This window comes from Oerskovia flava, assembly GCF_026163685.1.
In the GTDB taxonomy this organism is placed as follows: Bacteria; Actinomycetota; Actinomycetes; order Actinomycetales; family Cellulomonadaceae; genus Oerskovia_A; species Oerskovia_A flava.
Genome location: NZ_JAOXSR010000011.1, coordinates 56,325 through 81,528 on the forward strand (window position 1 = coordinate 56,325; position 25,204 = coordinate 81,528).

Here is a 25,204-nt window from a genome sequence, read left to right on the forward strand (position 1 = left end):
AGGCTACCAACCGCGGGCGGCCCTCAGAGCGCGACGTACACGGTCTCCAGGTACTCCTCGAGGCCGGCCTCGCCGCCCTCGCGCCCGAGCCCGGAGTGCTTCACCCCGCCGAACGGTGCGCTCGCGTCGGAGACGAGCCCGCGGTTGATGCCGATCATCCCGGCCTCGACCTCCTGCGCCACCCGCATCGCCCGGCCGAGGTCGCGCGTGTACGCGTAGGCGGCGAGCCCGTGCTCGGTGGCGTTCGCGAGCTCGATCGCCTCGTCGTCGTCGCCGAACGCGACGACGGGAGCGACCGGACCGAAGATCTCCTCGCGCACCACGCGCGCGTCGTGCCCGACGCCGGACAGCACGGTCGGCGGGTAGAAGTGACCCCGCCCGTCGGGCCGGTCGCCGCCGGTGAGGACCTGCGCGCCGTCGTCCACGGCGGCGCTCACGAGCTCCTCGACGTCGTCGACCGCGGACGCTCCGATGAGCGGCCCGACCTGCACGCCCTCCTGCGCGCCGTCGCCCACGCGCCGGTCGGCGAAGGCGTGCGCCAGCCGGTCCGCGAAGTCGCGCGCGACGGACTCGTGCACGAGGAAGCGGTTCGCCGCGACGCAGCTCTGCCCGGTGTTGCGGAGCTTGGCCACGAGGGCGCCCTCGACCGCCGCGTCGAGGTCGGCGTCGGCGAAGACGACGAAGGGGGCGTTGCCGCCCAGCTCCATGGAGGTCCGCAGCACCTGGGCGGCGGCTCCCTGGAGGAGGGTGCGGCCCACGGCGGTCGAGCCGGTGAAGGACAGCTTGCGCAGCCGGGGGTCGGCGAGCAGCGGCTCGGTGACGTCGGCGGCGTGCGAGCTCGGGATGACGTTGACGACCCCGGCCGGCAGGCCGCGGTCGACGAGCTCGGCGCGGACGATCTCGGCGACGAGCGCGGTCGTCAGGGGGGCCAGCCGCGCGGGCTTGACGACCACGGGGCAGCCGGCGGCGAGGGCCGGGGCGACCTTGCGGGTCGCCATGGCGAGGGGGAAGTTCCACGGGGTGATGAGCAGGGCCGGGCCGACCGGGCGGCGGCTGACGAGCTGACGGTTCGCGCCGGCAGGGGCCGTGCGCACGAGCCCGTCGGTGCGGACCGCCTGCTCGGCGTACCACCGGACGAAGTCGGCGCCGTAGGCGACCTCGGCGCGCGCCTCGGCGAGCGGCTTGCCCGACTCGGCGGTGATGAGCGCGGCGAGGTCGTCGGTCCGGGCCACGAGCGTCGAGTAGACGGCGCGCAGCAGCTCCGAGCGCTCGCGCGGGGAGACGGCCCGCCAGACCGGCGCGGCCCGGTGGGCGGCGGCGAGGGCGCGCAAGGCGTCCTCGGGGCGTGCGTCGGCGACGTCGAACAGCGACTCCTCGGTCGCGGGGTTCTCGACCTCGAACGTCGCTCCGCCCGACGCCGGCCCCCAGTGGCCGTCGATCAGCAGCCCGGTCGGCAGGTGCGCGACGAGGGCCGGCGACAGGCGCGAGACGGAGGCGGGTCGGCTCATACCTTCGAGTATCCCGCGCGCCCCCCGCGACTCGCACGTGGGCGCGGACCAGCGGGCGGTCGAGCAGGCGCGCGAGCAGTCGTACGAGAGGTCGGACGAGCAGGGCGCAGCGCACGGTAGTTTGTGCACATGGCCCTTCCCTCGACGCCTGCGCGCCCGTTCGGCGCCGTCCTCACCGCCATGGTCACGCCGATGACCCCCGACGGGTCGATCGACCTCGACGCCGCCGTGCGCGTCGCGAAGCGCCTGGTCGACGACGGCAACGACGGGATCGTGCTCAACGGCACGACGGGGGAGTCGCCGACCACGCACGCGCCGGAGAAGCAGGACCTCGTCGCCGCGGTGGTCGACGCCGTGGGCGACCGCGCGGCCGTGGTGGCGGGCGCGTGCTCGAACGACACCGAGCACGCGATCCGGATGGCGGTGCAGGCGGCCGAGGTCGGCGCGGACGGCCTCCTCGTCGTCTCGCCGTACTACTCGCGGCCCAACCAGGAGGGCCTGTACCGGCACTTCGCCACGATCGCCGACTCCACCGACCTGCCCGTGATGCTCTACGACATCCCGGGCCGCGCGGGCGTGCGCATCGCCCCGGCGACCTACGCGCGCGTGGCCGAGCACGAGCGCATCGTGGCGACCAAGGACGCGACGGCCGACGTGTACGCGGCGATGCGGCTCGCCGACGCCACCGGCCTCGCCTGGTACAGCGGGGACGACTCGCTGCTCCTGCCGTTCCTCGTCCACGGCGGGGCCGGCATCGTGTCCGTCGCCGGGCACGTCCTCGGCGGGAGGTTCGCCGAGGTCGTGGCCCGCTTCGACGCGGGCGACGTGACCGGGGCGCTCGAGGTCTTCCGCCGCTCGGCCCCCGTGATCGACGCGGTGAACGGTGCGGGTTTCCAGGCGGTCATGATCAAGGCTGTGCTCGAGGTCGTGGGGCTGACGGACAACCGGCACCTGCGGCTGCCGAACGTCGGTGCCACCGACGCCGAGGTCGACCTCGTGCGCGCTGCGCTCGAGGCAGCCGGGCTGGCCCCGTGAGCCACCCCCACCCCGAGCTGTCGCTGCCCCCCGCGCTGCCCGACGGCGCCCTGCGGGTCGTCGCCCTGGGCGGGCTCGGCGAGGTCGGCCGCAACATGGCGGTCCTCGAGCACGCCGGTCGCCTGCTCGTCATCGACTGCGGTGTGCTGTTCCCCGAGGACCACCAGCCGGGTGTCGACCTGATCCTGCCGGACTTCGACCACATTGCCGACCGCCTCGAGGACGTCGAGGCGATCGTCCTCACGCACGGGCACGAGGACCACATCGGGGCGGTGCCGTACCTGCTGCGGCAGCGTCCCGACATCCCTGTGGTGGGCTCCCGGCTGACGCTCGCGTTCGTCGAGGCGAAGCTCAAGGAGCACCGCCTCGCGCCCCGCACGCTCGTGGTCAGCGAGGGGCAGGTCGAGCAGCTCGGCGTCTTCTCCTGCGAGTTCGTCGCGGTCAACCACTCGATCCCGGACGCGCTCGCCGTCGCGGTCACCACCGCGGCGGGCACGGTGCTGCACACGGGCGACTTCAAGATGGACCAGCTGCCCCTCGACGGGCGCATCACCGACCTGCGTGCCTTCGCCCGGCTCGGCGAGCAGGGCGTCGATCTCTTTATGGTGGACTCCACGAACGCCGAGGTCCCCGGGTTCGTGACCCCCGAGGTCGAGATCGGCCCGGTCCTCGACGAGGTCTTCGCCGCCTCCCGGAAGCGGATCATCGTCGCGTCGTTCTCCTCCCACGTCCACCGGGTCCAGCAGGTGCTCGACGCCGCGCACGCGCACGGCCGTCGGGTCGCGCTGGTGGGACGGTCGATGATCCGCAACATGGGCATCGCCGCCGAGCTCGGCTACCTCCACGTCCCCGAGGGTGTGCTCATCGACCTCAAGAAGGTCGACTCGCTGCGGGACGACGAGACCGTGCTCATGTGCACCGGGTCCCAGGGCGAACCGATGGCCGCGCTGTCCCGGATGGCCAACGGCGACCACAAGGTGTCGGTCGGTCCGGGCGACACGGTGATCCTCGCCTCGTCGCTCATCCCGGGCAACGAGAACGCGGTCTTCCGCATCATCAACGGCCTCACCCGGTTGGGTGCTCGTGTGGTCCACGGCGGCAACGCCAGGGTGCACGTCTCCGGGCACGCCAGCGCCGGCGAGCTGCTGTACTGCTACAACATCGTGCGGCCCAGGAACGTCATGCCGGTGCACGGCGAGTACCGCCACCTCGTGGCCAACGCGGCGCTCGCGGTGCGGACGGGGGTGCCCGCGGACCGCGTGGTGCTCGCCGAGGACGGTGTCGTCGTCGACCTCGTCGACGGTGTGGCGTCGGTCGTGGGCGCGGTGCCGTGCGGCTACGTGTACGTCGACGGCTCGAGCGTGGGGGAGATCACCGACGCGGAGCTCAAGGACCGGCGCATCCTCGGCGAGGAGGGCTTCATCTCCGTCTTCGCGGTCGTCGACTCCGCCACGGGCAAGGTCCTCGCGGGGCCGCAGATCCTCGCGCGCGGGTTCGCCGAGGACGACTCGGTCTTCGAGGACATCCGCCCCGACGTCGTCCGGGCGCTCGAGGATGCGATCACCGGTGGCGCGACCGACACCCACCAGCTCCAGCAGGTGATGCGGCGCGTCGTCGGACGGTGGGTCGCGACGCGGCTGCGTCGCCGACCGATGATCGTCCCGGTGGTCGTCGAGGCCTAGCGCGCACGACCGGGCGTGGGTACCCGCCCGAGGAGTCCGTCGACGAGACCCCGGCCGACGGCGCCCAGCGCCGCGTCGAACCGGGCGTCCGCCTCCGCGCGCCCGCCCGGCGCGAGCCCGGCGAGCTCGAGGCCCGCCATGCCGTGCACGAGGCCCCACAGGCCGAAGGCGACCTGCCCGACCACGGCGGGTGCGGCGTCGGGCAGCAGACGGGCGACGGCGTCCCGCAGCACGAGGAACGTCGTCTGCTCGACGGCCTCGGGTGCGTCGGCACCCTGCCTGATCGCCCGGGCGAACATCACGGCGTAGAAGTGGGGCTCGCCGAGCGCGAACTCGCGGTACGCACGACCGAGGCCGGCGAGGTCGGCCCCCGGGTCGTCCGTCGTGGGGACGGCCGACAGGTGAGCCGCGAACCGTCGATAGCCCTCGGCGCTCACGGCGGCGACGAGGTCGTCGCGGCTGCCGAACAGGGCGTAGACGGCGGACGGGCTCGTCCCCGCGTCGGCGGCGACCGAGCGGACGGTCACGGCCGCCTCGCCGCGCCGGGAGATGACCTCGGACGTCGCGTCGAGCAGGCGGGTGCGCAGGGCGTCGTCGTGCAGTCGGGGTCGGGCCACGCGACGAGTCTAGAACCCTTGACGACGGTTCGCGAACGGTGTTTTATAACAGTGTTCGCAAACATCTTCCGGAGGTCACCCGTGCTCGAGCTCACCGATGCCGCCCGCATCACCGCAGGGATCGTCCTGCTCTCCGTCGTCGCGATCGAGTCGGGCGGAGCCTTCCTCGTCTCCGTCGTCACCGCCAAGGTCCCCGCCACCGGCTTCCAGACGTCGTTCTACCGCGCCGGGCACGCGCACGCGGGCGTGCTCGTCATCCTCGGCCTCGTCTGCGTGCTCCTCGCCGAGGCGACCGACCTCACGGGGTTCTGGCGCTGGCTCGCGGCCACGGGGGTGCTCGTGTCCGCGATCGTCATGCCGGCGGGGTTCTTCCTCTCGGCCCTCGGGTCCGGCCGCGAGAAGCCGTCACGCGCCGTCGTCCTGCTCCCGGTCGGTGCCGTGGTGCTCGCGGCGGGGGTCGTCACGCTGGGGGTCGGGCTGCTCAGGGCGTAGCGGCGGACGGTCCGCGCAGCGCCGCGAGCTGGGCGGCGTGCCACTGCGCGACGTAGCCCGCGAGCCGGGGGTCGACGACCGGCGTGCCGTGCGGGCTCGTGGCGCGCACCGCTTCCTGCAGCGCGTCGAGGTAGGCGCGGTCCGCCGCGAAACGGGCGGCGATCTGCGCCGGGCCTCGTGCCGGGTGCCCGTGGCCCGGGACCAGGACGTCCACGGACAGGTCGCGGACCGTCGACTCCAGCAGGACGAGGGCGGCGCGGTAGTCGCCGAAGGGGTCCGCGGCCGACTCGTCCAGGAGCGGGACCTCGGTGTCCGAGAGCATGTCGCCCGCGAGCAGCACCCCGCGCGCGACCAGCGCCGCGTGGCCCGGAGCGTGCGCCGTGTGCTCGACGACGACCGGGCGCGCCATGCTGCCGCTGCCGGTGCTGCTGTCGCCCTCGGGCCAGGGGAGCGTCGCGGACCCGGCGGGCAGGGGGCGCAGCCCGGTGCCGAGGTCGTGGTCGTGCCCCGGTGCGAGGCGGTCGGCCTCCTCGTGGCCCGCGCGCGCCCGGCGGGCGGCCTCCGCCGCGCAGACGGCCGTCGCCCATCGCGGCACCGTGCCCCAGGACCGGGTCCACAGCACGTGGTCCCAGTGCGGGTGCGTCGCGAAGCCCGCGGCCACCCGCCACCCGCGCCGCTCGACCTCGGCCGCGAGGGCGTCGACCTCGGCGACCGTCACGCCCGGGTCGACGACGAGCGCACGACCGTCGTCCACCACGACCGTCGAGGTCGTCGTCCAGATCGTCGCGGTGGCCACCCAGACCCCCGGTGCCACCTCCTCGAGGTCGCGTCCCGGTCGGTTCGGCGGTGTCATCAGGCCTCCGGTTGCTGGGTGCTGCGTTTCCCGGACACGCGTCCTCGGCGCGGGGTGCGCCGGGACGTCGCCGTTCCCGGGTACTTTAGGACGACTATGGCGACCCGGACGTCCTCCCAGCGGAAGACCCAGGCGAGACGGCCCGCGAGCGCTCGCAGCACGGCGACCAAGGGTGGCCGTGCCGGCGGGGGCTCGTCGGCGCGTGGCGCCTCCTCGGCACGCTCGGGGAGCCGTGCGCCGGCACCTCGGCGGCCACCGTGGCCCGTGCGGATGCTGCGGAGCGTCTGGCTCGGCTGCGCCCACGCGGTCGGGTCGCTCACCCGCAAGATCGGTAAGGGAGCAAGAGAGCTGGACCCCTCACACAGGCGCGACGGTGTCGCGTTCCTCCTGCTCGCGCTCGCTGTCGTCGTCGCGGCCCGCGAGTGGTGGGGCATCGACGGAGCGTTCGGCACCGGCGTGCACGCCGTGGTCGCCGGCGTGTTCGGTGTGGTCGGCGTCGCCGTGCCCGCGCTGCTGCTGTGGCTCGCCGTGCGGATCATGCGCCACCCCGAGCGGGCCCAGGCGAACTCGCGCGTCGCCATCGGCCTGAGCTTCCTCACGGTGTCGGTCTGCTCGCTGGTGCACATCGCCGACGACCTGCCCGCCCCGCGCGACGGGTTCGCCGCGGTGCAGGACGCCGGGGGAGTGATCGGCTACATCTTCGCCACCCCGGTCACCGTCGGCCTGACCCACTGGTTCGCGGTGCCGATCTTCCTGCTCCTCGGGTTCTTCGGGATCCTCGTCGTGACGGCGACGCCGGTGCACGCGATCCCGAGCCGCCTCCAGGAGCTCTACGACCGGCTCACCGGGAACCACGGTGCGCACGAGCAGCGCGCCGCCGACGACTCCCTGCAGCTCGCGGACGGCGTCTCGCGCCACGACGGCGACGAGGAGCCGGCCGCCCCGGCGCGTGGCCGCGGCCGCAAGGCCCGCAGGACGAAGGCGCAGCGCGCCGCCGAGGCGGCCGAGACCGAACGGCTCGAGGGCGGGTACGTCGGCGACGAGGCCTTCGAGAAGGCCGCGTTCCTCGAGGCCGAGGAGGAGGCCGCGCGCACGCAGGCAGCGCGCAAGGGCGGACGTGGCCGGGCACCCGGGCCGACGGCCGGGTCCGTCGGGCCCGACGCGCCGACGCAGGTCGTGCCGGCAGCCCTGCCCGAGGCCGACGTGCTCGTGCCGGCCGAGTCGACGCCCCCGCCCCCGCCGAACACCCCGGTGCCGCGCGGTGTGCAGCCGATGCTGGAGGGCGACACGGTCTACCTCCTGCCGAGCGAGGACTCGCTCGTCAAGGGCGCCCCGCACAAGGTGCGGTCGGCGGCGAACGACCGTGTGGTCGACGCGCTCACCAAGACGTTCGAGCAGTTCGAGGTCGACGCGAAGGTCACCGGCTTCACCCGGGGACCCACGGTCACCCGCTACGAGGTCGAGGTCGGGCCCAAGGTCAAGGTCGAGCGCATCACGTCGTTGTCCAACAACATCGCCTACGCCGTGGCGAGCGCCGACGTCCGTATCCTCGCGCCCATCCCGGGCAAGTCCGCGATCGGCATCGAGATCCCGAACACCGACCGCGAGACGGTCGTGCTCGGTGACGTGCTGCGTTCCTCGGCAGCGCGGCGGACCGAGCACCCGATGGTCATGGGCGTGGGCAAGGACGTCGAGGGCGGGTACGTCGTCGCGAACCTCGCGAAGATGCCGCACATCCTCGTCGCGGGCGCCACCGGCGCCGGTAAGTCGAGCTTCATCAACTCGATGATCACGTCGATCCTCATGCGCTCGACACCCGAGCAGGTACGCCTCGTGCTCGTCGACCCCAAGCGGGTCGAGCTGACGATCTACGAGGGCATCCCGCACCTGATCACCCCGATCATCACCAACCCCAAGAAGGCCGCCGAGGCGCTCGAGTGGGTCGTGCGGGAGATGGACGCCCGGTACGACGACCTCGCCGCCTTCGGGTACAAGCACATCGACGACTTCAACACGGCGGTCCGGTCCGGGAAGGTCAAGCCGCTGCCCGGGTCCGAGCGCAAGATCGCGCCCTACCCGTACCTCCTGGTCGTCGTCGACGAGCTGGCCGACCTCATGATGGTCGCGCCACGCGACGTCGAGGCCTCGATCCAGCGGATCACCCAGCTCGCCCGCGCCGCGGGGATCCACCTCGTGCTGGCCACGCAGCGGCCGTCGGTGGACGTCGTCACGGGCCTCATCAAAGCGAACGTGCCCTCGCGGCTGGCGTTCGCGACGTCGTCCCTCGCGGACTCCCGTGTGGTCCTCGACCAGCCGGGCGCCGAGAAGCTCATCGGTCAGGGTGACGCGCTCTTCCTGCCCATGGGCGCGGCCAAGCCGATGCGAGTGCAGGGGGCGTGGGTCGGCGAGAGCGAGGTCCACGCCGTCGTGGAGCACGTCAAGTCCCAGCTGAAGCCGACCTACCGCGAGGACGTCGCCGTGCAGGTGACGAAGAAGCAGGTCGACGAGGACATCGGTGACGACCTGGACCTGCTGCTCCAGGCCACCGAGCTCGTCGTGACGACGCAGTTCGGGTCGACCTCGATGCTGCAGCGCAAGCTGCGGGTCGGCTTCGCCAAGGCCGGGCGACTCATGGACCTGCTGGAGTCGCGGGAGATCGTGGGCCCGTCGGAGGGCTCGAAGGCCCGTGAGGTCCTTGTGACCGCGGAAGAGCTCCCCGCGGCGCTCGCGCTGATCCGGGGCGAGCCGTCCCAGGAGGTCTACGACGACCAGGCGCCCGCCGCGCCGTCCGGTGGACGTGACTACTCGGACGGGACGGACGGGCACATGCCCGCCGTCGCGCAGGAGTACCACGACGGCTCCGACGGTGAGGCCGAGTGGCACGCCCGGTGATCGCGTCGGTCGGGGGCGCCTCTGTCCCACCTACCCCGGTCAGAAGTTCCACGGTCAGCCGGTGGCCGCGGCCCCTCGCGGGACGACGGTCGCCGGGGGGCCGGTAGCCACCGGCGGCTCGGTGCGCTCAGGAGCGCCGGTCCCGACGGCGTCGAGCACCCGGTCGTAGCGGGCTCGCAGCTCGGCAGGGCTCAGGGAGCCGGTGCCCTCGTCGAGCACCTCGGCGATGGCATGCACCCGGTGGCCGCCGTCGAGGTCGACGGTCACCGCCGTCCAGTTCGCGGCCGTCACACGCGCGGGCCCGTCCGCGGGCTGGGTCACGGTGGCGGTGAGCAGCAGTCCCGAGTCGGTCCGGGGCGTGCAGCAGTGCGCGCCCTGGTTGGACAGGAAGTTCCCGAGGCCGTAGGCCGTCCACATGCCCTCGTCGTCCGGGCCGCCCGGCAGGAGCTCCACGGGCTGGGGCACGTGTGCGTGATGGCCCACGTAGAGGTCGATCTCGCCGGAAGCGGCCAGCACGCGGGCGATCTCCTCCTGCTCGGGGGTCGGTGCCGAGACGTACTCCACTCCGGCGTGGATGCTGACGACCACGAGGTCGGCCCCGTCGTCCCGTGCTGCGGCCGCCTGCGCGACGAGCTCGTCGGTGTCGATGAGCGTCGCGGCCCAGGGCGCCTCGGCCGGCATGGAGAGCCCGTTGAGGCTGTAGGTCGCGGACAGCTGGGCCACCGTGATGGTGCGACCCTCGCGCTCGAGCTCGTAGAGCTGTGGCGCAGCGGCCTCCTCGGTGCTGCGTGCGGTCCCGACGTGGCCGAGCCCGGCGGCGTCGAAGGTGTCCAGCGTGCTCGTCACCCCGGCGTACCCCCGGTCTACCGAGTGGTTGGACGCGGTCGAGCAACCGGTCCACCCCTGGGTGCGCAGGTCGTCGGCGAGCTGCGGCACCGTCCCGAAGAGCGGGAAGCCGCTCGGGGACTCTCCCTCCGGCACGATCGGCACCTCGAGGTGGCACAGCGCCAGGTCGGCGCCCCGCACCCACGGGTCGATCCCGCTGAGCAGGGGGCCGAAGTCGTGCCCGCCCTCGTCGGTCCGTGCCGAGACGAGCACCGGCATGTGCGGCAGCAGGTCCCCGGTCGCCACGATCGTGAACTCGGCGTCCGGTTCGGGGGCGGGCGTCGGTGTCGGGGCGAGGGGCCGGCTCGGCGTCGGCGCGCTGGCGCTGGCACCGGTTCCCGCTTCCGTCCTTTCGGGCGCGGGCGGTGCGACGAACCACCAGGCGAACGCCGCCGTCACGCCGGCCGCGAGGACGGCGACGAGGAGGAGGAGCAGAACCCTGCGGCTCCTCCTCGTGGGGGCGTGGCGCGTCACACCGTCGAGGCTACCGTGGCGCTCTCGTCGACCGGAACTGTCGTGATCGACCCGTAACACGGGCGGACGACGCCCTCGTGGTCGGTCGACAGGTCGGCAGCGCCTAGGCTGGAGGCGTGGTCCCTGCTGCCCCGTCACCCTGGAACTCGGCGAACGCCGTGACGATCGCCCGCATCGCGCTGGTGCCGTTCTTCGCCTGGGCGCTGCTGGTCGACGGCGGGGAGACGACGACCTGGCGGCTCGTGGCGACCGGCATCTTCGTCGTGGCGGCCGCGAGCGACCGTCTCGACGGGTACCTGGCGCGCAAGCACGGGCTCATCACCGACCTGGGCAAGCTGCTCGACCCGATCGCCGACAAGCTCCTCATCGGGACCGCGCTCGTCCTGCTGTCCGTGCTCGGCGACCTGCCGTGGTGGGTCACGGTCGTCGTGCTGGCGCGCGAGCTCGCGATCACGCTCATGCGGTTCGCCGTGCTCGCGTACACGGTGCTGCCGGCGTCCCGCGGCGGCAAGCTCAAGACCGTCCTGCAGGCGGTCGCGATCACGCTCTTCCTGCTCCCGCTCAGCGTGCTCCCGGGGTGGATCGCCGTGGTCGCCTGGGTCGTCCTCGCCGCCGCGCTGCTCGTCACGGTGGTCACGGGGGTGGAGTACCTCGTGCAGGGGTGGCGCCTGCGCCGCGACGCCGTGAACGCTCGTGAGCGCTGACACTCGCGCCCTGGCCGAGCAGGTGCTCGCTGCCGTCGGCGCACGATCGTGGACTCTCGCGGTGGCCGAGTCCCTCACGGGCGGCATGGTCACGTCCTCGCTCGTGGACGTCCCCGGGGCGTCGGCCGTGCTGCGTGGCGGGATCGTCGCGTACGCCACCGACCTCAAGAGCATCCTCCTCGGGGTCGACCCGGTGCTCCTCGCCGAGGGCGGGCCCGTCGACCCGGACGTCGCCCGGCAGATGGCGGCGGGGGTGTGTGCGGCGACCGGGGCCGACGTCGGGCTCTCGACGACCGGCGTAGCGGGGCCCGAGGCCCAGGACGGGAAGGAGCCGGGGCTCGTCTACGTGGCCGTCGCGACGCCCCGGGCGGTGCGTGTGCACGAGGTGCACCTCACCGGGGGCAGAGGTGCCGTCCGGGCACAGGCTGCGCGCGAGGTGCTGGCGCTGGCCGTCGAGACGATCGGGTGACCCGGGGGTGATTTTTTCCCGGTGCACCGTCGCCGCGGCGAGGCTGCGAAGGCCTGGTAGAGAGTCCGTGAACACCGGCCGGTGGGGCACGATGTCGCCCGGGATTCGCCCGGGACCTGCGTCGGAGCCGGGAACAACCCCGCCCGGCCGCACGTTGAAATCGACGTGACCACCAAGAGGCCCATGAACCGACCAGCGCATGAGTCTGGACCGAGTGCGGGGTACGGTAGGACGAACCCCTCCCGGGGTTCACGAGGCACGACGAGCATCAAGACAGGTAGTCGAACCGCGACAGGAGCGCCACAGGTTCCTCCGGTCGCACGGGACACGGAAGGGGGTCGCCCCATGGTTGTTCTCCGCCGAGAGATCGGGGACGTGCTGCGAGACGCTCGTCAGCGACAGGGCAGGACCCTGCGAGAGGTGTCCTCCGCCGCGCGAGTCTCCCTGGGGTACCTCAGCGAGGTCGAGCGCGGTCAGAAGGAAGCGTCGTCCGAGCTGCTGGGGTCGATCTGCGAGGCGCTCGACGTCCCGATGTCGCTGGTGCTGCGTGAGGTCAGTGACCGGATCGCCGTCGCCGAGGGTCTGCTCATCCCCGACACCATCCCTGCCGACTTCGCCACCGCCGTGCTCAGCCGCGGCGGGGCCGAGCGGGCAGGCGGACGCCGCGAGGACCTTCAGCCGGTCGGCTGACGACGGCCTTCCCCAGGCGTCCTACGCCCGCGGCTGGCAGGTCGGGCAGTAGAAGATCGGCCGTTCGTACGGCGGACGGTTCGCCGGTGCGACGGCGACAGGCGTGCCACAGGTGTGGCACGCCTGTTGTGCTCTCGCGTGCACGTGCCGTCCGCGGGCGTCGATGCCGTGCTCGACCGAGGTTCGCATGAGCGTGCGGGCGGCGAGGACGATCCCGCGCAGGTCCGCGACGTCGCGTACCGGCGTCCAGGGCCACTGGCGGCGGGCGAAGAGCGCCTCGGCCGCGTAGTACGTGCCGATCCCCGCCACGCCGCGCTGGCTCAGCAGCGCGTCCGCGACCGGCAGGCCCTCGTTCGGCGGGTACTCCTGGTGGAACCCGCCGCGCGCGTCGGCTGCGCGGATCCGTTCCAGCGCCACGTCGAGGCCCGCCTCGAGGAAGTCGGGAGCGAGGATGTCCGGCCCGAGGGGGCCGGTGATCCGTGCTTCGTCGCGCGTGCGTAGCAGGTCGAGCATGCCGAGCCGGTTGCCCGTGCAGGTCCACCACTGGTTGGCGAGCACGGCCCGCACCTGCGTCCCGCGAGCCGCCGCGCCGCGCGAGCCGGTGCGGTCGACACGCCACTGCCCCTCCATCCGCAGGTGCGTGTGCAGGGTACGGCCGTCGTCGAGCCGTGTGAGCAGGTGCTTGCCGTAGGCCGTCGTCTCCAGCACGGTACGACCCAGCAGCCCGACGTCGGAGACGTCCGGCCAGCGCAGCTCGGCGCGGGTGAGCGTGCGGTGGCTGAGCGCCGCGTCGAGCCGGTCGGCGGTGCGCCGCACGACGTCACCCTCGGGCATCAGATCCTCAGACCGCGGGGTGTCGGTGCGAAGCCGGCGTGCAGGAGCGCGGCGGTGACGCCGGTCGCGCGGGCGCCCGTGCTCCCGTCGCCGGAGAGCGCCTCCGCGCCGTCGATGCGCTGGACGACGAGCCGACCGAGGACCTTGGTGCGTGCGGCGCGCACGAGCGCCGCGCACGCCATCCCGAGCGCCGCGGGAGCCTGCTCCTCGTCGGGGCCGGGGCTCACCCCGAACGTCAGGAGCGACCGGCCGCCACGCTCGACGTAGAGCACCAGGTCACCGTCCACGAGCACGACGACGGCCCCCGCCTTGCGTCCCGGGCGGTGCGCCCGGCGGGTGGGGTCGCCCGCCCCGCCGGACTCGGGCCAGGGGAGCGCCGCGCCGTACGGGTTGGCGGGATCGGTCGCCGCGAGCAGCACGGCCCGACCGGGACGGTCACGGTCGTCTGCCGGATCTCCTCCGGGGTCCCGGCCCAGCTCGCGAGCACGGGTGCGGTCCTGGGCGTCGGTCCGGAGCTGGTCGACGGCTCCCTGGAGCGCGAACTGGGAGCCGCCGAGATGCTCGACGAAGTAGCCCCGGCGCACCGACCCGGTGGTCTCGAGCTCGGCGAGCACACGGTAGACCCCACGGAAGTACCCGGTGACACCCTCTGACGGTGCGGCCGCCCGGGTGAGCACGCCGTGCCGGTCGAGCAGCACCCGCGTGAGCGCGTGCGCGCGGCGGGTCGGGTCGGGCTCGCGCGCCGGCAGCGCGGACCAGCGTCCCGAGCCGCCCCGCAGGTCGGTCTCCACCTGCCGGGGCAGTGCGCCGAGCGTCGCGAACCGTGACCGGCGCACGGGCCGCACCCGGGCCGGTGCCCGCGGAGCCCGGTGCGCCCCGCCGCTCGCCCCCAGGCGGCTGCGCAGGGCGCCGAGCCCGTCGTTCGTCACCTGCCCGGCCCACACCAGGTCCCACAGGGCCTCGAGCACGGTCGCCTGCGGTGCCTCGACGAGGTCGGCGAGGCGGGGGAGGAAGTGCCCTCCCGCGCCGGCGAGCACCTCCAGGATCGCCGCGTGCAGGGCGGAGTCCGCTGCGGAGCCCTCCTCGATCGGCGTGACGTCGGGCAGGGTCAGCGCAGCCGCGTCGGCGAGGTGCAGGCTGACCGTCCCGTCGCGGCCGCCGGGCAGGGCGCCGTGACCGCACCACAGCACCTCGCCGGTCGTCGTGAGCTCGTCGAGCATGGCGGGCGAGTAGTCGACGACCCGTGCCGGCAGCACCAGCGTCTCCAGGGCCGAGGCCGGCACGGCGGACCCGGACAGCTGCTCGACGACCCGCAGGACGCCGTCGACCCCCCGCAGTGCACCGACCTGGTGCCACCGGGGCAGGAACACGCCGAGCGCCTCCTGCTCGACGGGCTCGACCTCGGCCCGCAGCGCGGCGAGCGAGCGGCGGCGCAGCGTGCGCAGGACGTCGGCGTCGCACCACTCGTCGCCGGTCCCGCCGATCGACTCGGGCCGCAGCCGTCCGCGGACCACCAGCCGGGCGCTCTCGAGGCGTTCGAGCGCGGCGACGACCACCGCGATGCCGAGACCGAACCGGTGCGCCACCTGCTGTGCCGCGAACGGGCCGTGCGTGCGGGCGTGGCGCCGGACGAGGTCGCCGAGCGGGTCGGGCACGAGCTCGGTGAACGCCTCGGGGATGCCGGTGGGCAGGGCGACGCCGAGCGCGTCCCGGAGGCGGCCGGCGTCCTCCGCCACGGCCCACTGCCGCGCGCTCGCGGCGTCGACCCCGGCGATGCGCACCTCGATGACCCGTCGCGCCGCGGCGAGGTCGGTGAGCCAGGTGGTGACCTCGTCCCGGACGTCCGGCCGTGTGCGCAGCGCGAGCTCGCCCGCGGGCAGCGGCCCCAGCCGGCGCAGCAGGTCCCACAGGTCCTCGGCGTGCCGGGCCTGGCGGTCGTGCACGAGCGCGCCGAGCTCGGCCTCGGTCCGTTCGATCGCGTCCGGGTCGAGCAGGTCGGCGAGCTGGGCGGCACCGCCCTCGCCGCCCAGCAGCTCGGCGAGGAGCGTGGGGTCGAGCGAGAGCGCCGCGGCCCGGCGCTCGGCCAGCGGCGCGTCGCCGTCGTACAGGAACTGCGCCGTGTAGCCGAAGAGCAGGGACTGCGCGAAGGGCGAGGGCGTCGGGGTCGTCACCTCGACGACCCGGACCCGCCCGGCCGCCACGTCGCCCATGAGCGCCCCGAGCGCGTCGACGTCGAAGTCGTCCTGGAGGCACTCGCGCGCCGCCTCGAGCACGATCGGGAACTCGGGGTAGCGAGACGCGACCGAGAGCAGCTGGGCCGAGCGCTGCCGCTGCTGCCACAGGGGCTGGCGTCGGTCGGGGCGGCGCCGCGGGAGCAGCAGGGCACGCGCCGCCGCCTCGCGGAAGCGCGCCGCGAACATGATCGAGGAGCCGAGCTCCGCCCGGACCTCCTCCAGGACCGCGTCCGCATCGGCCAGCAGGTCGTCGAGCGTGACCTGCGCGGCGCGCGCACCGTCCGGGTTCTCCCACGCGTCGTCACCCGTGTCGGGGAGCCGCAGCACGATCCCGTCGTCGGCGTGCATGGCGGCGGAGTCCATCCCGTAGCGTTCCCGCAGGCGTGCTCCCAGCACGAGCGCCCAGGGCGCGTGCACCCGCGCCCCGTACGGCGAGTGGATCACGACCCGCCAGTCCCCGAGCTCGTCACGGAACCGCTCGACCACCACGGTCCGGTCGTCGGGCACCGTGCCCGTCGCCGTGCGCTGCTCCGTGAGGTAGGCCTCGAGGTTGTCCGCCGCCCAGGGGTCGAGCCCGGCGGCGAGCAGGCGCTCGCGGCGTCGGTCGGCCGACGGCTCGTCGACCTGCTCGCGCACCCAACGGCCGACGGCGCGGCCCAGCTCGGCCGGCCGGCCGGGGGAGTCGCCCTTCCAGAAGGGCAGGCGGCCCGGCAGCCCGGGCGCCGGCGTGACGAGCACCCGGTCGGGCGTGATGTCCTCGATCCGCCACGTGCTCGAGCCGAGGGTGAACGTGTCGCCCACGCGGGACTCGTAGACCATCTCCTCGTCCAGCTCGCCGACCCGCTTGCCGCCCCGCGGGCGGTCGCCGGTCCCCGAGCCGCCGCCCGCCGATCCTCCGCCCGCACCGCCCGTGCCGGACGGTCCCGCACCCTCGGACCCCCCGCCGGCGAGGAACACCCCGTAGAGCCCACGGTCCGGGATGGTGCCGCCGCTGGTGACCGCGAGGCGCAGCGCCCCGGGTCGGCCGCTGAGCGTCCCGGCCACGCGGTCCCACACGACCCGCGCGCGGAGCTCGCCGAAGTCCTCGCTCGGGTAGCGGCCCGCGAGCATGTCGAGCACGGCGTGCAGCGTCGCGTCACCGAGCCGCGCGAAGGGAGCGCTGCGCCGGACGGTCGCTGCGAGCTCCTCGAGCGACCAGTCCTCCGTCGCGACCATCGCCACGACCTGCTGGGCGAGGACGTCCAACGGGTTCGACAGGACGTGCACCGACTCGATCTGGCCGTCGCGCATGCGCTGGGCGATGACGGCGGACGGCACGAGGTCGCCGCGGTGCGTCGGGAACACCACGCCGTGGGACACGGCACCCACCTGGTGCCCCGCGCGCCCGATGCGCTGGAGCCCGCTCGCGACCGAGGGCGGTGCGCCGACCTGCACGACGAGGTCGATCGCCCCCATGTCGATCCCCAGCTCGAGCGACGACGTCGCCACGACCGCGGGCAGCCGGCCGTCCTTGAGCTCGGTCTCGGTCCGGGTGCGCTCGACCCGGCTCATCGACCCGTGGTGCGCGCGGGCGATGACCGGCTCGACGCCGACGCCGGCTCCCGATTGCGCCTGGACCTGCGCGGCCTGCAGCGTGCCGGGGTCGGGGACGTCCTCGCCGGAGCGCTCCGCCCAGACCTCGTTCATACGGGCCGTGAGCCGCTCGGCGCCGCGGCGGGAGTTGGTGAACACGAGGGTCGAGCGGTGCTCGGCCACGAGGTCCACGACCCGTTCCTCGACGTGCGGCCAGACCGAGGGCCGTGGGGGGCGCCCGGCCGCGGCGCCCGTGAGGTCCGGCTCGCCGGGGGGCAGGGGCGGCAGCGTCTCGCCCCCCGGGGCGGGCGACCGGCCGGGGACGGGAGTCGAGAGGTCCGCGAGGTCCGGGACGGGCACGACGATGTCGACCTCGATCCGCTTGCTCGACGGCGGTTGGACCACGACCACCTCCCGCCCGCCCTCCGACGTCGGGCGGTGGCCGCCCAGGAACGTCGCGACCCGGTCGACGGGGCGGACGGTCGCGGACAGCCCCACCCGTTGCGCGGGCGCGCTCCCGGCCTGCTCCAGCAGGGCGTCGAGCCGTTCGAGCGAGACCGCGAGATGCGCGCCGCGCTTCGTGCCGGCGACCGCGTGGATCTCGTCGACGATGACGGTCCGCACACCGGCCAGGCCCGCGCGGGCCTGCGAGGTCAGCACGAGGAAGAGAGACTCGGGCGTGGTGATGAGGATGTCGGGCGGCGCGGTGGCGAACCGGCGGCGCTCGGTGGCCGGGGTGTCCCCGGTCCGGGTACCCACGACCACGTCGGGCACCGTGACCCCCGCGCGCGCCGCCGCCTGGCGGATCCCGGCGAGGGGCGAGCGCAGGTTGCGCTCGACGTCGGCGGCGAGGGCCTTGAGCGGTGAGACGTACACCACACGGCAGCGCTGGGCGGCCTCGGGCACAGGGCTCGACATCAGGTGGTCGAGCGACCAGAGGAACGCCGCGAGCGTCTTGCCCGAGCCCGTCGGGGCCACGACCAGCGCGTGCCGGTCGCTGCTGATGGCCTCCCACGCGCCGGTCTGTGCCGCGGTGGGCGCCGCGAAGGCCCCCGCGAACCAGGCCCGGGTCGGCTCGGTGAACCCGGCGAGCACGGGTGCAGGCGTGCTCGGGTCGCTCGGCGTGTCCACCCGGCCATTGTGGACGTCGACACCCACAGACGCTCGACGGCGTCGGGTCGAGGGTCGCTCGTGGGAGGCTGTGCGGGTGCGATACAGGGAGTTCTGGCAGCTGGTCGACGAGGTCTTCGGGCCTGCCTACGGGAGGACCCTCGCGAGCGACCAGGTCCTCGGGGCGCTCGCCGACCGCACCGCGGCCCAGGCGATCGAGGACGGGGTGGAGCCGCGCGTCGTCTGGCACGCCCTGTGCGACGCCCTCGACGTCCCGGACCACCGTCGGTGGGGCGACGACGTGAACCGGCAGGCGCCGCCCGCGCGGTGAGCGACGACCGCGGGCGACCCCGACGCCCCGCGCTCGCGGTGCGCCGGGGGCGGCGGCATCATGGCGCCATGAGACCTCGGTTCACCGTCGGCATCACGCTCGGCGACGTGACCGGGGCTCTGTGGTCACTGGTCTCGACGACGCTCGGGCTGGGCCTGGCGATCTGGCTGGTACCGGGCGTCGAGGTCACGAACCTCGCGGTCCTCCCGCTCGCCGCGCTCGCGGTCGCCGTCGGCGACGTCCTCCTGCGCCCCCTCCTACGTCAGGTCGCGGTCCGGTCGGGCGCGGTCGGTGCGCTCGTCTCCGGCGTCGCGGCGCAGCTCGGGGTGGTGTGGCTGGCCCTCGCGTTCCTGCCGGGCTTCACGATCGGCGCCTGGACCGACGTCGTGCTCGTCCTCGTCGTCGCCGCGGTGCTCATGGCGCTGGGTCGCTGGAGCGTCGGCGCCCGGGACAACGAGTACGTCGTCGGCGACCTGCTGCGCCGTGCCCGTCGAGCGGCCGCGCGTGACGCGCGGCGGGGGAACGCCTCGCAGCGCCCCGCCGCCCGGCCGGGCGACCCTCCGACGCCGGACGGGCTCGTGCACGGTCGGGGGATGCTCGTCGTCCAGCTCGACGGCGTCTCCCGCACGACCTTCGACCACGCGCTGCAGGCGGGTCTCGTCCCGACGCTCGCGCGCTGGACGAGCTCCGGTCGGCACCGGGTCGAGACGTGGTGGGCGTGCGTGCCGTCCACGACACCCGCGAGCCAGGCGGGGCTGCTGCACGGGTCGAGCGCGCACGTCCCGGCGTTCCGGTGGTGGGACCGGGGGGTCGGGCGCATGGTCGTGACCAACCGGCCGGCCGACGCGGCGGACGTCGAGGCGCGCACGAGCGACGGGGACGGCCTGCTCGCGCAGGGCGGCGTCGCGGTCTCGACCATGTTCTCCGGTGACGCCCCGACGGCGCTGCTCGTCATGAGCCGCGCCCGCTCGGGCATGGGGCCGGGCCAGATGTTCGTGCGCTTCTTCTCGAGCCCGTTCGTCCTGTCGCGTGCGCTCGTGGCCACCGTCGCGGAGTTCTTCAAGGAGCTGTACCAGGGCTGGCAGCAGGCGGCGCGCGGGGTCGAGCCCCGTGTGGGCCGCCTGGGCGCCTACCCGGCGCTGCGGGCGCTGTCGAACGTCGTCCTGCGGGACCTCAACACGTCGCTCGTCGCGGAGCAGCTCGTCCGGGGTGCACCCGTGATCTTCGTCGACCTCGTCGACTACGACGAGATCGCCCACCACGCCGGGCCGCTGCGGCCCGAGTCGCTCCGGTCCCTGGAAGGGCTCGACCAGGTCCTCGGACTGTGGGAGCAGGTGGCCGAGGCCGCCGCGCGGGACTACGAGATCGTCGTGCTCTCCGACCACGGGCAGTCACTGGGCGCGACGTTCCAGCAGGTCGTCGGACGGCCCTTCGCGGCCGAGGTGCGCCGGCTCATGGCGCTGCCCGTCGACGAGGAGCGGTCCCGCGCGGAGGCCGACGTCGAGGCCGCGACCGAGCAGTGGGGCGCGGTCAACACGGCGCTCAACGCGCTGGCCCGTTCCGGGGAGGGGCGGGTGCTCGTCGGCCCCGACCGCGTGGGCACCGCCCGCCGCCCGGGTGACGCCCCCGGGCCCGCCGCCCGCGCTCACGGGACCGCCGACGGTCCGGAGGGTGGGCAGGGCGACCTGCCGGAGGTCGCCGTCGTCGGGTCCGGGAACCTCGGCCTCGTGTGGTTCCCGCGCGAGCCCGCCCCGGTGCTCGGGGACACCGTCCGCGCTCGCTGGCCCGCGCTGCTGCCGGGGCTGCTCGCGTGCCCGGCGGTGGGCGTCGTCGTGACGCGGGAGGCGCCCTCGTCCGGGGAACCGGGTGCGGGGCCGGGCGACCCGGTGCCCGACGTCGTCGCGCACGGGCCGCGCGGCCGGCACAACCTGGTGACGGGGCGGGTCGAGGGCGAGGACCCGCTGGTCGGCATGGGTCCGCGCGCGGCGGACGACCTGCTGCGAGCCGCGCACCTCGAGCAGGCGGGGGACCTCCTGCTCGTCTCCCGGGTGGGCGACACAGGCATGGTGCATGCCTTCGAAGGGCTCGTCGGGTCCCACGGCGGGCTCGGCGGGGCGCAGAACGAGGCGATCCTCGTCCACCCGGCCCGTCTCGAGGTCCCCGACGGCGAGCGCGACGACGTCGGAGCACGGCGGATGCTCGTCGGCGCCGAGGCGGTCCACACGCGCCTCGTGGCGTGGCTCGAGGAGATCGGGGCGCGGACGTGACCGGGCAGCCGGCGCCGGCGCGGCCCGGCGGTCCGGGGCTGAGCGCGACCTGGCTCGGGCACTCCACCGTGGTGCTCGACGTCGGTGGTACGCGGGTCGTCACCGATCCGCTCCTGCACCGGCACGCCGGGATCCTGCGCCGCCGCGGCCGGCGTCCGGCCGAGGTGTGGCGGGGCAGCGACGCCGTCCTGCTGTCCCACCTGCACCACGACCACGCCCAGCTGCGTTCGCTGCGCCTGCTGCCGGGGGTGCCGGTGCTCACGGCACCGGAGAACGCGGCCTGGTTGCGGACCAAGGACGTGCGCGGTGTCGGGCTGGACGACGGCGAGTGGTACGACGTCGCCCCGGGGGCCCGGGCGCGCCTCGTCCGGGCCGTGCACGGCCACCGGCCGATGCCCCGGCGCCCGAACGCCGCGAACGGTCACCTGCTGCAGGTGTCGTCGGCGACGGGCACCCGGACGGTGTGGGCGGCGGGGGACACCGAGGCGTTCGCCGGCCTGGCGGAGCTGCCGGCGCTCGCGGGCGCACCGATCGACCTCGCGCTCGTCCCTGTGCACGGCTGGGGTCCACGCCTCTCCCGCGGCCACCTGGGGCCCCTCGACGCGGCCCGGGTCTGCGCGACGGCGGGCGTCCGGGTGGCGGTCCCTGTGCACTGGGGGACGCTGCACGTGCCGGGCGGTCGGCACCTGCCGCGCGGGTGGATGGACTACGCGGGGGAGGCGTTCCGCCGCGCGGCACGGCGAGAGGCGCCCGGGACACGTGTCGTCGTGCTCCACCAGGGCGAGTCCTGGACGGGATGACGGGCCGACCGACACGCGGACGCCGGGGTGCCGTGTCGAACAGGTGTTCGGGTAGTGTTGTGCACAGCCGTCCCGTCGCGAGCCCTCCTCCACAGCCCGACGTCGGGCAGGGGTCCGTGTCGGTGGCAGGACGTACCGTCGGGACACGACACAGCAGCAGTGAACAGCTCGGCGCGACCAGCTCGCGCCCCGTACGCAAAGGTGACCGACATGCCTGCACCCGCAGACCGCGAGAAGGCGCTCGAGGCCGCCCTCGCCCAGATCGACCGCAACTTCGGCAAGGGCTCGGTGATGCGCCTCGGTGACGACGGTCGTGCACCGGTCGAGGTGATCCCGACCGGTTCGATCGCGCTGGACGTGGCGCTCGGCATCGGCGGGCTCCCGCGCGGACGCGTCGTGGAGGTGTACGGGCCGGAGTCGAGCGGTAAGACGACCGTCGCGCTGCACGCCGTCGCGAGCGCGCAGCGGGCCGGCGGCATCGCGGCGTTCATCGACGCCGAGCACGCGCTCGACCCGGAGTACGCGAAGAAGCTCGGCGTGGACACCGACGCCCTGCTCGTCTCCCAACCGGACACCGGGGAGCAGGCGCTCGAGATCATGGACATGCTGATCCGCTCGGGTGCGCTGGACATCATCGTCATCGACTCCGTCGCGGCCCTGGTGCCGAAGGCCGAGATCGAGGGCGAGATGGGTGACAGCCACGTCGGTCTCCAGGCGCGGCTGATGTCGCAGGCGCTGCGCAAGATCACCGGCGCGCTGAGCCAGTCCGGTACGACGGCGATCTTCATCAACCAGCTGCGCGAGAAGATCGGTGTCTTCTTCGGCTCTCCCGAGACGACGACCGGTGGCAAGGCGCTGAAGTTCTACGCCTCCGTGCGCCTCGACATCCGCCGGATCGAGACCCTCAAGGAGGGTACGGACGCCGTCGGCAACCGCACCCGCGTCAAGGTCGTGAAGAACAAGATGGCGCCGCCCTTCAAGCAGGCCGAGTTCGACATCCTCTACGGCGTCGGCATCTCCCGCGAGGGCAGCCTGATCGACATGGGCGTCGAGCACGGGTTCGTGCGCAAGTCCGGCTCATGGTTCACCTACGACGGTGACCAGCTCGGTCAGGGCAAGGAGAACGCGCGGTCCTTCCTGCGGGACAACCCCGACCTCGCGAGCGAGCTCGAGAAGCGCATCAAGGAGAAGCTCGGGGTCGGCGCTCGTGTGGACGCACCCGCTGAGGCCGCTGCGGTGCCGGGCGACGGCAAGCCGGTCACCGCACCCGTGGCCCCGGCTGCCGCGCCCGCCCGTGGTGCCGCCAAGGGCAAGAAGGCACCCTTCTGACCTGGCGGGACCGCGACACCGTGCACGTGGCCAGTGACGGGGACGTCGACGAGCCCGCCGGTGGCGGGTCGCGCGGTCGACGGTCGCGGGGTTCCGGATCGGACGACGGCACCCCGGAGCGTCGCGGCCGGCGTGCCCGCCCGACCGTCGCCGAGCTCGTGGAGCGCGGCGAGATCAGCCCGGCGGAGCTCGCGGAGCGGGCGCGCGAGACGGTGCTGCGCACCCTCACGGCGGCGCCGAAGAGCCGGGCCGAGCTCGCGCAGTCCCTCGCCCGCAAGGGGTACCCGGAGGACGTCGTCGAGCCGCTGCTGGACCGCTTCGAAGAGGTCGGCCTGGTCGACGACGCCGAGTACGCGGGCATGCTCGTCCGGACCCGGCACAGCGAGCGTGGCCTCTCGCGTCGAGCGCTGACCCAAGAGCTGCGCCGCCGCGGCATCGACGAGGAGAGCGCCCGCGACGCGCTCGAAGCCGTCACCGACGAGGACGAGGAGTCGGCCGCGCGCGAGATCGTCCGCAAGCGGCTCGCGCGGACCCGAGGGCTCGACCGTCAGGTCCGCCTGCGGCGCCTGATGGGCACCATGGGGCGCAAAGGCTACTCAGGAGACCTCGTGATGCGGCTCGCCGGTGAGGAGCTCGCCGCCGAGGCCGACGGTGCGGACGGCGGCCCCGAGCAGTACATGCCGACCGGGCATTGATCACGCCGTACGCACGCTCCTGACGCACCAGAGCCCGACCGCCTACTATCTCGGTCGGGCTCTGGTGCGTCAGGATCTTGCTGCCTGAACCCGCCAGGCTATGGACCCTTGGTCTCCACGACGTCCAGCCCGGCGGGGAGCAGCACGGTCGCCTGCTTCGCGTGCTGCCCGCGCTCGGACAGCCGACGGTCGATGTACACCGCGAGCCGTGACAACGTCACGTTGACGATCAGGTAGACCGCGAGCACCGCGACGAAGAGCGGGAGCCGGTACTGGTCACCGAAGAAGCTGTAGTTGAGCTGCATGGTGCGCAACAGCTCCGGGTAACCGACGATGAATCCCAGCGACGAGTCCTTCAGCAGCACGACGAACTGGCTGATGAGGCTCGGCAGCATCAGCCGGACCACCTGCGGCAGCTGGATGATGCGCAGCGTCTGCCACCGGGTGAGCCCGATCGCGGTGCCGGCCTCGACCTGCCCCTTGGGCAGTGCCGCGAGCCCAGCGCGCAGAATCTCCGCCACGATGGCCGCGTTGTAGAGCGCAAGTCCGAAGACGACCGCCTCGAACGAGGTCAGGCCGAAGGCCAGCAGGCCGAAGAACATCATGAGCAGCACCGGCATCCCGCGCAGCAGCTCGATGATCGCGACCGCCGGCCCCCGGACGAGCTTGAGGCCTGACGTCCGCAGGATCGCCAGGACGAAAGCGAGTGCGAGCGCGATCGGCGCCGCGACGGCCGCAGCACGCAGCGTCGCGCCGAGACCCCGCACGAGCAGCGAGTACCAGACGTCCTCGGCACTCTGACCACGGGGCGGGTCCGTGAAGATCGCCCAGCGCTCGTTGAACAGCCCGCGGTCAATCATGCCGACGACGACCCACGCGAGGAAGCCGACGATGAGGACGCCCACCGCAATCGACGCGATGCGCTCGATGCGCAGGGTTCGTGGACCCGGCGCGTCGTACAGGACGTTGCCGCTCATCGGCTGAACACCACCCGTCGCTCGATCGCCCCGGCGATGGTGCCTGCCGGGATCGTGATCACGAGATAGAAGAAGGCGACCCCGCCGAGCATCCACAGCACGTCGGTCGGGAAGTCGCGAGCGAGGGACCGGCCCGTCGCCGTGAGCTCGACGACGGCGAAGCCTGCCGCGACCGAGGTGTTCTTCGTCAGCGCGATGAGCACATTGATGAGGGGTGGGACCACGGTGCGCAGCGCTTGCGGGATGACGACCAAGGACAACGTCTGCACCGTTCCGAGCCCGATCGCCCGGGCTGCCTCGGCCTGTCCCACACCAACGCTGTTGATCCCTGAGCGCACTGCCTCGCACACGAAGGCGGAGGTGTACACGGTCAGCGCGATGACGGCCGGAACACGGCCGAGGGGGAGGATGTACCCGGTCGTCGGGAGGATGAAGACGAAGAAGACGAAGACGAGCGTGAGCGGAGTGTTGCGGCCGATCTCGACGATCGTTGCCCCGATGATGCGGAGCGATCGCAGCGGCGAGACGCGGAACGCGGCGAGGACGGTCCCCACGACGAGGGACAGCACGCCCGACACCACCGCGAGGAACAGCGTGGTCGTGAAGCCGTCCCACAGCTTGGGGAGCGACTCGATCACCGAGTCCATAGGGGTTCCTGCACTTCCTGGTCAGTGGTGTGGGAAGGGCTGTTCGCCCTTCCCACACCCTGTGCGTCCGATGGGACGCCGAGCCGAGCGGATCAGTGTCGGCTGAA

At 73.8% G+C, this 25,204-nt stretch carries 20 protein-coding genes; 12 read left to right on the plus strand and 8 right to left on the minus strand.

Features of this window, described 5'->3' with window-relative positions:
- Positions 1-23: 23 nt before the first annotated feature.
- Positions 24-1,508 (minus strand): NAD-dependent succinate-semialdehyde dehydrogenase, encoded by a 1,485-nt coding sequence (locus OHL10_RS16240; RefSeq protein WP_265523276.1) that lies wholly within the window; start codon positions 1,506-1,508, stop codon positions 24-26.
- Positions 1,509-1,637: 129 nt separating this feature from the next.
- On the opposite strand from OHL10_RS16240, the gene dapA reads away from it, so the two are divergent.
- Both dapA and OHL10_RS16250 read left to right on the plus strand, forming a co-directional pair.
- The gene (dapA, locus tag OHL10_RS16245) at positions 1,638-2,543 is read left to right on the plus strand and encodes a 4-hydroxy-tetrahydrodipicolinate synthase (RefSeq protein ID WP_265523277.1); all 906 of its coding nucleotides are present in this window, start codon (positions 1,638-1,640) and stop codon (positions 2,541-2,543) included.
- Positions 2,540-4,225: a ribonuclease J gene (locus tag OHL10_RS16250; RefSeq protein WP_265523278.1), complete on the plus strand. Its 1,686-nt coding sequence runs from the start codon at positions 2,540-2,542 to the stop codon at positions 4,223-4,225. The genes dapA and OHL10_RS16250 overlap by 4 nt, the downstream gene beginning before the upstream one ends.
- Here the strand turns inward: OHL10_RS16250 and OHL10_RS16255 are convergent.
- A complete protein-coding gene (locus OHL10_RS16255) occupies positions 4,222-4,842 on the minus strand; it encodes a TetR/AcrR family transcriptional regulator (protein WP_265523279.1) in 621 nt (206 codons plus the stop codon). The genes OHL10_RS16250 and OHL10_RS16255 overlap by 4 nt on opposite strands.
- An 81-nt stretch (positions 4,843-4,923) precedes the next feature.
- On the opposite strand from OHL10_RS16255, the gene OHL10_RS16260 reads away from it, so the two are divergent.
- Positions 4,924-5,334, plus strand: a complete 411-nt coding sequence (locus OHL10_RS16260) for a hypothetical protein (RefSeq protein ID WP_265523280.1) — start codon at positions 4,924-4,926, stop codon at positions 5,332-5,334.
- Here OHL10_RS16260 and OHL10_RS16265 read toward each other — a convergent pair.
- Positions 5,324-6,187 (minus strand): MBL fold metallo-hydrolase, encoded by an 864-nt coding sequence (locus tag OHL10_RS16265; protein ID WP_265523281.1) that lies wholly within the window; start codon positions 6,185-6,187, stop codon positions 5,324-5,326. The two genes, OHL10_RS16260 and OHL10_RS16265, sit on opposite strands and share 11 nt — an antisense overlap.
- Positions 6,188-6,457: 270 nt before the next feature.
- Here OHL10_RS16265 and OHL10_RS16270 point away from each other — a divergent pair, with 270 nt between their 5' ends.
- Positions 6,458-9,079, plus strand: coding sequence for an FtsK/SpoIIIE family DNA translocase (locus tag OHL10_RS16270; protein WP_265523282.1), 2,622 nt, complete (start codon positions 6,458-6,460; stop codon positions 9,077-9,079).
- 54 nt (positions 9,080-9,133) lie between these two features.
- On the opposite strand, the gene OHL10_RS16275 is transcribed toward OHL10_RS16270, so the two are convergent.
- Complete coding sequence (locus tag OHL10_RS16275) at positions 9,134-10,438, minus strand: CapA family protein (protein WP_265523283.1); 1,305 nt, start codon at positions 10,436-10,438, stop codon at positions 9,134-9,136.
- A 116-nt stretch (positions 10,439-10,554) separates the two neighbouring features.
- Between OHL10_RS16275 and pgsA the strand changes: the two genes are divergently transcribed.
- From pgsA to OHL10_RS16290, 3 genes are all read left to right on the plus strand, one after another.
- Positions 10,555-11,142: a CDP-diacylglycerol--glycerol-3-phosphate 3-phosphatidyltransferase gene (gene pgsA, locus OHL10_RS16280; RefSeq protein WP_265523284.1), complete on the plus strand. Its 588-nt coding sequence runs from the start codon at positions 10,555-10,557 to the stop codon at positions 11,140-11,142.
- Positions 11,132-11,611, plus strand: a complete 480-nt coding sequence (locus OHL10_RS16285; protein WP_265523285.1) for a CinA family protein — start codon at positions 11,132-11,134, stop codon at positions 11,609-11,611. Before pgsA ends, OHL10_RS16285 begins: the two co-directional genes overlap by 11 nt.
- 345 nt (positions 11,612-11,956) lie before the next feature.
- Positions 11,957-12,301, plus strand: a complete 345-nt coding sequence (locus OHL10_RS16290; RefSeq protein ID WP_265523286.1) for a helix-turn-helix domain-containing protein — start codon at positions 11,957-11,959, stop codon at positions 12,299-12,301.
- A 21-nt stretch (positions 12,302-12,322) separates the two neighbouring features.
- Here the strand turns inward: OHL10_RS16290 and OHL10_RS16295 are convergent, their stop codons facing one another.
- Complete coding sequence (locus tag OHL10_RS16295; protein ID WP_265523287.1) at positions 12,323-13,135, minus strand: DNA-formamidopyrimidine glycosylase family protein; 813 nt, start codon at positions 13,133-13,135, stop codon at positions 12,323-12,325.
- Complete coding sequence (locus OHL10_RS16300; RefSeq protein ID WP_265523288.1) at positions 13,135-18,072, minus strand: Lhr family ATP-dependent helicase; 4,938 nt, start codon at positions 18,070-18,072, stop codon at positions 13,135-13,137. Before OHL10_RS16300 ends, OHL10_RS16295 begins: the two co-directional genes overlap by 1 nt.
- Before the next feature lie 76 nt (positions 18,073-18,148).
- Between OHL10_RS16300 and OHL10_RS16305 the strand changes: the two genes are divergently transcribed.
- The 5 genes from OHL10_RS16305 to OHL10_RS16325 all read left to right on the plus strand — a co-directional run bounded on the left by OHL10_RS16305 (position 18,149) and on the right by OHL10_RS16325 (position 23,473).
- Entirely contained in the window at positions 18,149-18,382 is a 234-nt protein-coding gene (locus OHL10_RS16305; RefSeq protein ID WP_265523289.1) for a DUF3046 domain-containing protein, read from the plus strand.
- Between the two features lie 68 nt (positions 18,383-18,450).
- Positions 18,451-20,649: an alkaline phosphatase family protein gene (locus OHL10_RS16310; protein WP_265523290.1), complete on the plus strand. Its 2,199-nt coding sequence runs from the start codon at positions 18,451-18,453 to the stop codon at positions 20,647-20,649.
- Positions 20,646-21,449, plus strand: coding sequence for an MBL fold metallo-hydrolase (locus tag OHL10_RS16315; RefSeq protein WP_265523291.1), 804 nt, complete (start codon positions 20,646-20,648; stop codon positions 21,447-21,449). The genes OHL10_RS16310 and OHL10_RS16315 overlap by 4 nt, the downstream gene beginning before the upstream one ends.
- 210 nt (positions 21,450-21,659) lie before the next feature.
- Complete coding sequence (gene recA, locus OHL10_RS16320) at positions 21,660-22,778, plus strand: recombinase RecA (RefSeq protein WP_265523292.1); 1,119 nt, start codon at positions 21,660-21,662, stop codon at positions 22,776-22,778.
- Positions 22,779-22,804: 26 nt separating this feature from the next.
- A complete protein-coding gene (locus OHL10_RS16325) occupies positions 22,805-23,473 on the plus strand; it encodes a regulatory protein RecX (protein ID WP_265523293.1) in 669 nt (222 codons plus the stop codon).
- A gap of 98 nt (positions 23,474-23,571) precedes the next feature.
- Here OHL10_RS16325 and OHL10_RS16330 read toward each other — a convergent pair whose 3' ends face one another.
- Both OHL10_RS16330 and OHL10_RS16335 read right to left on the minus strand, forming a co-directional pair.
- Positions 23,572-24,450, minus strand: a complete 879-nt coding sequence (locus OHL10_RS16330; RefSeq protein ID WP_265523294.1) for an amino acid ABC transporter permease — start codon at positions 24,448-24,450, stop codon at positions 23,572-23,574.
- Complete coding sequence (locus OHL10_RS16335; protein ID WP_265523295.1) at positions 24,447-25,097, minus strand: amino acid ABC transporter permease; 651 nt, start codon at positions 25,095-25,097, stop codon at positions 24,447-24,449. Before OHL10_RS16335 ends, OHL10_RS16330 begins: the two co-directional genes overlap by 4 nt.
- Positions 25,098-25,204 lie beyond the last annotated feature (107 nt).

What these genes read in the sequence shown, in the direction of transcription:
- OHL10_RS16240 (WP_265523276.1), bottom strand. Translation starts at nt 1,508, where the DNA reads ATGAGCCGACCCGCCTCCGTCTCGCGCCTGTCGCCGGCCCTCGTCGCG.
- dapA (WP_265523277.1), top strand. Translation starts at nt 1,638, where the DNA reads ATGGCCCTTCCCTCGACGCCTGCGCGCCCGTTCGGCGCCGTCCTCACC.
- OHL10_RS16265 (WP_265523281.1), bottom strand. Translation starts at nt 6,187, where the DNA reads ATGACACCGCCGAACCGACCGGGACGCGACCTCGAGGAGGTGGCACCG.
- OHL10_RS16270 (WP_265523282.1), top strand. Translation starts at nt 6,458, where the DNA reads ATGCTGCGGAGCGTCTGGCTCGGCTGCGCCCACGCGGTCGGGTCGCTC.
- OHL10_RS16290 (WP_265523286.1), top strand. Translation starts at nt 11,957, where the DNA reads ATGGTTGTTCTCCGCCGAGAGATCGGGGACGTGCTGCGAGACGCTCGT.
- OHL10_RS16295 (WP_265523287.1), bottom strand. Translation starts at nt 13,135, where the DNA reads ATGCCCGAGGGTGACGTCGTGCGGCGCACCGCCGACCGGCTCGACGCG.
- OHL10_RS16310 (WP_265523290.1), top strand. Translation starts at nt 18,451, where the DNA reads ATGAGACCTCGGTTCACCGTCGGCATCACGCTCGGCGACGTGACCGGG.
- recA (WP_265523292.1), top strand. Translation starts at nt 21,660, where the DNA reads ATGCCTGCACCCGCAGACCGCGAGAAGGCGCTCGAGGCCGCCCTCGCC.
- OHL10_RS16330 (WP_265523294.1), bottom strand. Translation starts at nt 24,450, where the DNA reads ATGAGCGGCAACGTCCTGTACGACGCGCCGGGTCCACGAACCCTGCGC.
- OHL10_RS16335 (WP_265523295.1), bottom strand. Translation starts at nt 25,097, where the DNA reads ATGGACTCGGTGATCGAGTCGCTCCCCAAGCTGTGGGACGGCTTCACG.